Raw genomic sequence first — 7,955 nt, 5'->3', positions numbered from 1 at the left:
TCTGGTATTCGGCCTTCGCCTTCCAGCACACGCGGCGCTTCGGCGGCTTGTTCCTGCTCGGCCTCGCCGTCGACGTACTGGCGCGCAAGATCGGGCTGCTGTAGGGCGCTTGCGCCGCGCCTGGCCCACTTGATCATCGGCAGCGTTGGTCTGACCAGACCACCCTCGCCGAGACGATGCACTCACTTCCAGACCAGACTTCGTTCTCCCTTGGAACCCATCCTCCACCCAACGGCTCCCTTATACTCCATCAGCGATACGCAGGTCAGCATGCAGTCCGAGAAAATCGACAGTCCCCCTGGGAGGGGGCGAGGGGGAGGTTGACTTCATGCGCGCCGGAATACGTTGTCATATTTATGAACTGATGTACTAAGGACGCCCCCATAGAGGCAATGCATCGGATGTGCCCCAACGCCGCCCAGCCGAATCCTCAGCCGCAAATCCAATTGAGAGGGGCGCGTCGTCCAGCGGGCTCGACAACGTGTCCACCCGGCTGGACAGGCAAATGTTCACCGCACGAGACACTTTCAGGTGCTCGACTCGACGGCCCGCCGCAGGCCGGGGTCGCTCTGACGAGCACACTTGCCCAATGCCGCCCTCAATCGGCAAAGCTGAATGAGAAGGGTGCCGTGTACATTCGGCTGGACAACGCGTCCACTACGCCGGACAGCGAAACGCTGAGGATCCGCGGTAACGGCGCGTCGAGCGAGTAGTCAACCGTACCGCGCACCTGGCACTGTTATAGCTCCACCACGCATCGGAGTTCACCAGCGTATCATGTCACCGCGCAACCGTTGCAGGTACTTGCGTCAACTGCGCCTCTCTCGACGGGAGCATTGTTCGAGACGTAGACGGCCAGCGCCATAACAATCAGAAGGAGGAGAAACTATGACACCGCGAAAAATCGCTCGGTACGGCTGGGTGCCGGATCTGCCCGACTACCGTGATCACCTCTACGCCGCGCCGGTCGCGCGGCTTGCTGCGCTTCCAGCGAAGGTGAATCTGCGGGCGCAGTGTCCGAAAGTCGTATACGACCAGGGACAACTCGGGAGCTGCACGGCCAACGCGATCGCCGCGGCCATCGAGTTCGATCTGCTCAAGCAGAAGATCGCAAAGCCGTTTACACCTTCACGGCTCTTTATCTACTACAACGAGCGGGCGATGGAGGGTGCGGTGAACGAGGACTCGGGCGCTCAGATTCGTGACGGGGTGAAGAGCGTCAATCACCTCGGCGCGCCGCCCGAAGCACTGTGGCCGTACAGCGACCAGAACCCGGGCCCGTTTCAGCAGAAGCCTCCCGCCTCAGTGCGTACCGCGGCCGCCAAGCGCAAGGTGACCGCGTACCAGCGGGTCGCTTGCGTGCTCGCGCAAATGAAGGGATGCCTCGCAGCCGGGTACCCGTTTGTCTTCGGCTTCACGGTCTACGCCAGCTTCGAGAGTCCGCAGGTCGCCAAGACCGGCCAGGTTCCCATGCCTGGGCCAAAGGAGGGCGTACTGGGCGGGCACGCGGTCCTCGCCGTGGGCTACGATGACTCTGTCCAGCGCTTCATCGTGCGGAACTCATGGGGCCCGAAGTGGGGCATCAAGGGTTACTTCACGATGCCCTATACGTATTTGCTCGAGCCGAACCTTGCCGATGATTTCTGGACCATTCGCATGGTCGCTGACTAAACCGCAGTTCTCCGGTGCTGGGTACTCCAACTGCCCAGCACCGGATGACCAGGCGTGGCGGTGGCGGCGAACCTGACATATATTGTCCGCATGGGCGGAAGTGTCCGTCGCCGAGGGTGGCCGGCGTGCGCCGTCGAACCCGGAAGCTGGCGCTGGATTATGAGACGCCGCCCCGCGTCCGAATTGCGGTGGCGGTCCCGTTCATCTTCTTACTCATCCTCTGGTCCCCGCCCGGCTGCGGATTCCTGCGGCCGGCACCCGGAGGGCACGCCACGACCGTAATGGAGCCACTCAACGAAAGCGCCAACGGGCGCGAGATCCACCTGACGCGCGGCGAGACGTTCGAAGTCCGCCTTCAAGAGCGTCCGACGACCGGCTTTCGGTGGCGGCTCATGTCCGACGGGGCACCGGCGTGTGTGTTGGTCGGCGATGCGTTCGAAGCACCGACGAGCAGCGCGCCCGGCAGTCCGGGCCAACATTCTTGGAGGTTCCGGGTCGAACGCGCGGGGCAGGCGATCATCGAGCTGGCTGCGCTGCGCCCGTGGGACCAGGACGCGTCACCCGCGAGAGTTTTTCGCCTAACCGTCACCGTCGCGGATTGAGGCGACATTCCCTCGGCCATGATCGTCGAGTGTGCGGATCAACGCGGGGACCGCGATCGCGGCCGGTGGTCCCACTTCACCGAGCGCCCAGCCGGCGCGCTCGGGTCGCTGCATCGTTGATTCCCGACAGCCTTTCTGCCACAGCAGAGACACCATGACCGGTCGATTGAAGCGCAAGGTGGCCATCGTCGTCGGCGCCGGGTCGACGCCTGGGGAATCGCTCGGCAACGGGAGGGCCACGGCCATGCTCTTTGCTCGCCAGGGCGCATCAGTCATGCTGGTCGATCGGGATGGCGAGTCCGCCACGGCGACACAGCGCATGATCGAGGCGGAAGGCGGCGAGTCGTTCGTCTTCACAGGAGACGTGACTCGTGCCGACGTCTGCGAGCAGATGGTCGCGGCATGCGTCAAGCAGTACGGCAGAATCGACATCCTCCATAACAACGTCGGCATCGGCGTCTTGGGTGGTCCGGTGGAAGTCACCGAAGAGGACTGGGACCGGGTCCTCTCGGTGAACCTCAAGTCGGTCTTCCTGACCTGCAAGCACGTTCTGCCGCACATGGAACGCCAGGGAAGCGGCGTCATCATCAACATCTCCTCGATGGGGGCGGTACGCTACTCCGACGCCTATCCGCTCGCTGCCTACAGCGCCTCGAAGGGGGGAGTGAACGCGCTCACGCGCGCCATCGCCATGCAGTACGCGGCCAAGGGCATCCGCGCCAATGCGATCATGCCCGGGCTGATCCGCACGCCGATGGCGGTGGACGAGCCCGCCCGCCGCTACGGTCTCGACAAGGAGCAGTTCGCCCGCATGCGCGAGCAGGCCGTCCCAATGCAGCACATGGGCGAGGCGTGGGACGTGGCCTACGCGGCGCTCTTCTTGGCTTCGGACGAAGCCAAGTTCATCACCGGCGTCGTGCTGCCCGTAGACGGCGGCATGTCCTGTAAGGGGTGACGCTGCGGTCATCGCCGTGCCTCGTGTGGGTAGTGACTCAGCCTGCTCTTGAGTTCGCGGACGCTTGCGGATGCTTGGCCTCGTTGGTGGTTTTGTGGCTACAGACTGAAAATGGTCACATCGTCGAGGCCGAGAGCCGAGCGGCATCAGCGTCTTCGTCGGTCTTCGCGCCGCGTCGATCCGGCAGATCTTCAGGGCGCGGATCGCAAAACGCGTTGTTTTCCGCCGGATCGTGTGGAGCAGCGCCGCGTCACTTTCTGTTCCGCTCGCCGCCGCCTGGCGTTCCTAGTTGCTCGGGCGGATACCTGGAGGCGCCCACAAGGGATCACCAATGGCCGAAGGGTCTGGCAAGTACATCCTCAGGGTCAGCGAGAACTGCCCGTTGGGAGCCGGCAGCCAGTTGGATTCCTTGTCCGGGCCGGGGGATTCGTATTGCAGGTAAATCTCGAGCGAACCGCCCGGCTGCTTCAATCCCACCGTCCTGTTACCGATCTCGTAGCGCTTGCAGGCGGCGGTGGCGGTGGGCACGCAGGCGGGCTCGTTGTCCACCAGCTGTTGTTCGGCGTTGTACATCGTGATCGACCAGAACCCCAAGTTCTGCACGTCGGGAAACTGGCCCGCGGGGAACGTTAGCACATAGTTGTGCTTGGAAGCGTCGAGGGTGCCGGTGGGGGGATCAGTGGTGGGATCACCGGTCCAATCCAAAAAGGTCGACGGGTAGTACGCCTCTTGGAGGTCGACGCCGTACAGCCCGACGTACGCCGCGGCCGCGTGGACCAGATACTGCCCCTGCATCGTCTGGCGGTCGCCGAATACCTGCCCGACCAGGTTCCAACCGTTCTCCAGTTTCCCAAGGTGCCTGCCCTTGTCCGCGATCTGCTGTAGGGCCGAGGTTACGCCGTCGTTGATCGCCTTCAGCGTGGCCGGATCGAGCGATGAGGAGTCGAAAGGCAAATTGGGTCCGATCCCGATGCTGCCGAACCCGTCGATCATGGCCTGCTCGGACGGGTCGATCGTCACCCTGCCCAGCAGCCAGTTGAAGTAGCCGATGAAGTCTGCCGACTGCGCCTTATGCTCGTCATAGGGCGGGAAGGTGTCGCTCGGCACCGGCGAGGGCGGCGGCTGCCCGAGGAATGCGCTCAGCGGCTGCAGCCCGTATTCCCCCTGAATGATCTCCACGTTGGGAAGGTCGCCCTGGCCATCGACGGCAGTACGCGTCAGGCTGTACACATAGAGGCTTTCGGATCGGTACACGGCATTGATGCCGTCGGGTGTCGGCCCATTCCAGTACGGGCCGGCGATCAGGTAGTTTCCGGCCGTCGTTCCCGTCGTCCGTGTGCCGATATAATCAAAATTGAACGTGTACAGGTCCACGAACTGGAAAGAGTAGTAGCGGTCCGTGATTGCCGGTACGTGAATGACCATGGGTTCGGCCCGCAGGTCCAGCCAGGCAGTGGAGTAGAGGGTGTCGTTGTTGGGACGAACGATTACCGTGTAGCTCGGTCCTATCAACTGGGTGTTGTGACGGAATCCGTTGAACGGCACGGCGACATCCGGTGACGCGGGAGCGACCGCTTGGGTGTACATCGTCTTGTAGTTTTGGATCATCGGGTAGGCGAAGATGTAGGCCTGTTCGGCGACCGCCTCCGGGCCACTGGTGTTGGTCGGGGTCGGCGTGGGTGTGGGCGTCTTGCTCGGTGTGCCGGTTGGCGTACGGGTCGGCGTTGCCGAAGGGCTGGCGCTGGAGTCCGAATCGCCACACCCGGCAATCACAAGCGCCGAAAAGACCACGGCCAGGAGCCCCACCGGCAGCGTTACCGCCTTTAGCATCGGATTCCCCGCGCGTTTCACCAGCCTTCTTGCCAAGCGATTATTATGCCAAACGCCTACGTACGACAGTCGGTTGCAGATGGACACGAACATGCACCGATCCGCTCCCGATACACAAGATCAAGTCCAGGATTTGGGAACCGGCGCGTCGCGCCGACCCAGCAAGCGACCTGATCTGCGCCGTTACCATGGGAACCCGTTGTCATATGGCAGCTTGCAGGACAGGACGCTGTGGTTCGGTTGTCAATGAGGTCCCGCTTGAGGCCTGACTGTCTTGGATGCGCTCAGTAGCTCATCTGTCAGTCGTGGTAGAAAATCGAAAGCCCTTCAACCAGTCGGCGAAACATCCGCTCGAATGATGCGGGATCCCGCCATTCACCGAACGGCAGGACGTGATATTTTTTGATCTGCGTGCGTAGCGGACGCGACCAAGCACAATCCTTCCACGCCTCATCGAGGGCGATCGGACACAGCACGTCACGCCCCAGTTCTTTCTCCAACTCTCGGGCGCGATCCACTTCGTCCTCGACCCAGTCACTCGTAACCGAGTGCTCCGACAGTACGAGCAGCACCGTGGGGTTCAACCGCATTGCACGGTCGACGATCCGATCAAGTCGGCCGGCGCTGGCGTGGTGGACATCCCGCCAAAAGCGGATACGCTTCTCGTTCAACTTCCGCTCCAGCCCGTCGATGAACTCGCTGTCGACATGGGTATATGAAATGAAAACACCGCTGGTTTGGATCGCCGACTCGCCCCGCAGCTCGAACACTCGCTGCTGAATGTCTATGATCTGGTTTGATGACAGCTCGGGGTCGGAGAGCTTCGCCGCCTCGATTTCCCAATCGCTAAGGCCACAACCGCGCAGAAACGCCTCAGGGATCTTTCCTTTCGAACGAGCAAGGCTGTCCAGCCGATAGTGCTTGGTCCACGATGCGCAACTGATTCAAGTCCCTTCACCCGCGCCAGGTTAATGTCGCTGAACACGGTCCACCCGCACTGAGCCTCAGTCAGGTCAGCTTCGCGGAGGTTTACTCCTCGCCACAGTGTCGCGAACAACTCGGCGTCACGCAGGTCTGCTCCACTGAGCAGAGTCCCCTTCACGTCCGCCCCTTTGAGATACTGATCCCTAAAGACGGTGCTCGCGAAATACGCTCCAACGAGATTCGCACCGCGGAGATTCACATTCTCCAACATGGCGCCATCAATGACCGCTTGAGTGAGGTCTAGCCTGTCGCAGGGCATCGTTCGTTTCCGCCACGCACGGATCGCAGAGACGCCCTGCCTTACGATCTCGATGTGTTCGGGGTTCGCCATCGACGCTTCCCTATCCCAATTGGGACGCAGCCGTCCAACCGCGCGGCTCTCCACCTCGCCTGTGGTCGACACGCAAGCGCCGTCCGCTACGGCAACTCAGCCCAAAGCGTTACCGAGGGAACGTTCGGTGCCGCCTTCATAGACGATGGTTGTCTGAAATACAGGATCATCCACGCCTCGAAACTCATGACGCGCCTTGGGAAGCCGTTGGTCGAGTCCCTGGATGACCTGCGTGCCTAAAATATAGGACGCCACACCTCCCAATGTTTGTGACGCGGCTTCGGAAACGCTTGGTCGAGCCCCCGCATGATCTCCGTGCCTAGGATTTGGGCTGTCCAAGCCGTCGCAGGTCCTGCGGGCTGACGACTTACGCGTTTCCGATCGGACAACGTCTCGCAGAGGCTCGGACCACGATCTCCCGAGGCCGCGCAGATCAAAATTGCCTAGGGATCACATCTTCCGGGCCGTTTCTGGTCCGAAACGCCCTCGACTCACGCTTTCCGGGCGCCTTTTTTTGGATTCCGCTTCAGCCTACAGGGGACTTCCGGCTTTGCGCAAGAACTCCGCCGCGGCGAGCAGCAGAGCGCGGCGTGGGGGCACGCCCTCTCCAAAATACGCGCTGTTCTGGAGACGGGCTGCCCTCAGCCCGCTTTCTTGTGCCGGGACTTCCCGCGTTGAACCGGCAATTGCGTGACGCAATCTGGGCGCGTCACCGCTATGTTCGTGACAATGGTTGGTGTCACACTACCGGCAGTCGACCCTGCGCTTATGGGTGTGCTCTTGTTACGCTATGCACGCCGCTCTTGGCAACATCCTTGCAAGATGTGGCGCGCAGACAGAAAGGAGAGGGATATGTCAACCATTCAAGTGGGGAAATCGGCCGCTACGCAGCTCAAAGCCGGCGCGGCCATTCTGGCCGCTGCACGCACGGTGGACACGCGGCTCATCAAGGATCGCCTGGGGGCATTTGACCGCGCCCAGCAGGGCTACGCCGATGCGCACGCGAAAGTGCTGCAGGCCGAAGCGAGCCTGGAGACGGCGCAGGTGGAATTCCGGACGGAGCAAGAAGCCGTGGTCGATGGGCTGGCGCGCGCCCTCCTGGCGGACGGCCAGCCGCTGCGGCATCCGTTCGCGGGGTTCGGCGCCGCGACACAGGGCGCGATCATGCACATGCCGCCGGGCGAGGTCGTGAAAGCACTGCCGCAACTGATCGCCACGATCCGCCGCAGCAAGACGCTCGGCAAGCTGACGTTGCAGGCGTTGCCGGCGGCGGAGAAAGCGACGCGCGCAATGGATCAGGCGGTGACACGAATGGACGATCTGCGCACCGCGGCGCATAACGCCCACGCGACTCGCGATGCGGTGGCGCAAAAATGGGAGGCGGCGCTCGGCGCTCTCAGCCCGGCTGACTTCGTATCAGCACGCCGATCAGCGCTACGATGTGGAGATCCGTCGCGACACCTTTGGCGTGCCGAATATCTACGGTAAGACCGATGCCGACGTCGCCTTCGGCTTGGCCTACGCCCATGCGGAGGACGACTTCGCCACCATCCAGGAAACGCTGCTCCTGGCCCGCGGCGAG

Annotated in this window: 6 protein-coding genes and 1 pseudogene; 5 read left to right on the top strand and 2 right to left on the bottom strand. The window is 62.5% G+C overall.

Annotated elements, in window-relative coordinates; translation table 11 throughout:
• Window positions 1–888: 888 nt before the first annotated feature.
• From VF515_05330 to VF515_05320, 3 genes are all read left to right on the top strand, one after another.
• On the top strand, window positions 889–1,671 hold the full coding sequence (locus VF515_05330) for a C1 family peptidase (GenBank protein HEX7407057.1): 783 nt from the start codon (window positions 889–891) through the stop codon (window positions 1,669–1,671).
• A gap of 125 nt (window positions 1,672–1,796) precedes the next feature.
• Window positions 1,797–2,273 (top strand): protease inhibitor I42 family protein, encoded by a 477-nt coding sequence (locus VF515_05325; protein ID HEX7407056.1) that lies wholly within the window; start codon window positions 1,797–1,799, stop codon window positions 2,271–2,273.
• A 154-nt stretch (window positions 2,274–2,427) separates the two neighbouring features.
• Window positions 2,428–3,228, top strand: a complete 801-nt coding sequence (locus VF515_05320) for a glucose 1-dehydrogenase (GenBank protein HEX7407055.1) — start codon at window positions 2,428–2,430, stop codon at window positions 3,226–3,228.
• Window positions 3,229–3,513: 285 nt separating this feature from the next.
• Here VF515_05320 and VF515_05315 read toward each other — a convergent pair whose 3' ends face one another.
• Window positions 3,514–5,058 (bottom strand): DUF1254 domain-containing protein, encoded by a 1,545-nt coding sequence (locus VF515_05315; protein ID HEX7407054.1) that lies wholly within the window; start codon window positions 5,056–5,058, stop codon window positions 3,514–3,516.
• Window positions 5,059–5,357: 299 nt separating this feature from the next.
• The gene (locus VF515_05310; protein HEX7407053.1) at window positions 5,358–5,828 is read right to left on the bottom strand and encodes a toll/interleukin-1 receptor domain-containing protein; all 471 of its coding nucleotides are present in this window, start codon (window positions 5,826–5,828) and stop codon (window positions 5,358–5,360) included.
• A gap of 1,397 nt (window positions 5,829–7,225) precedes the next feature.
• On the opposite strand from VF515_05310, the gene VF515_05305 reads away from it, so the two are divergent.
• Both VF515_05305 and VF515_05300 read left to right on the top strand, forming a co-directional pair.
• Window positions 7,226–7,861 (top strand): hypothetical protein, encoded by a 636-nt coding sequence (locus VF515_05305; GenBank protein ID HEX7407052.1) that lies wholly within the window; start codon window positions 7,226–7,228, stop codon window positions 7,859–7,861.
• Window positions 7,806–7,955: pseudogene (locus VF515_05300) on the top strand (penicillin acylase family protein). Before VF515_05305 ends, VF515_05300 begins: the two are co-directional and overlap by 56 nt.

This window comes from Candidatus Binatia bacterium (genome assembly GCA_036382395.1).
Lineage (GTDB): Bacteria > Desulfobacterota > Binatia > HRBIN30 > HRBIN30 > JAGDMS01.
This window is presented reverse-complemented; position numbering and strand designations above follow the sequence as displayed.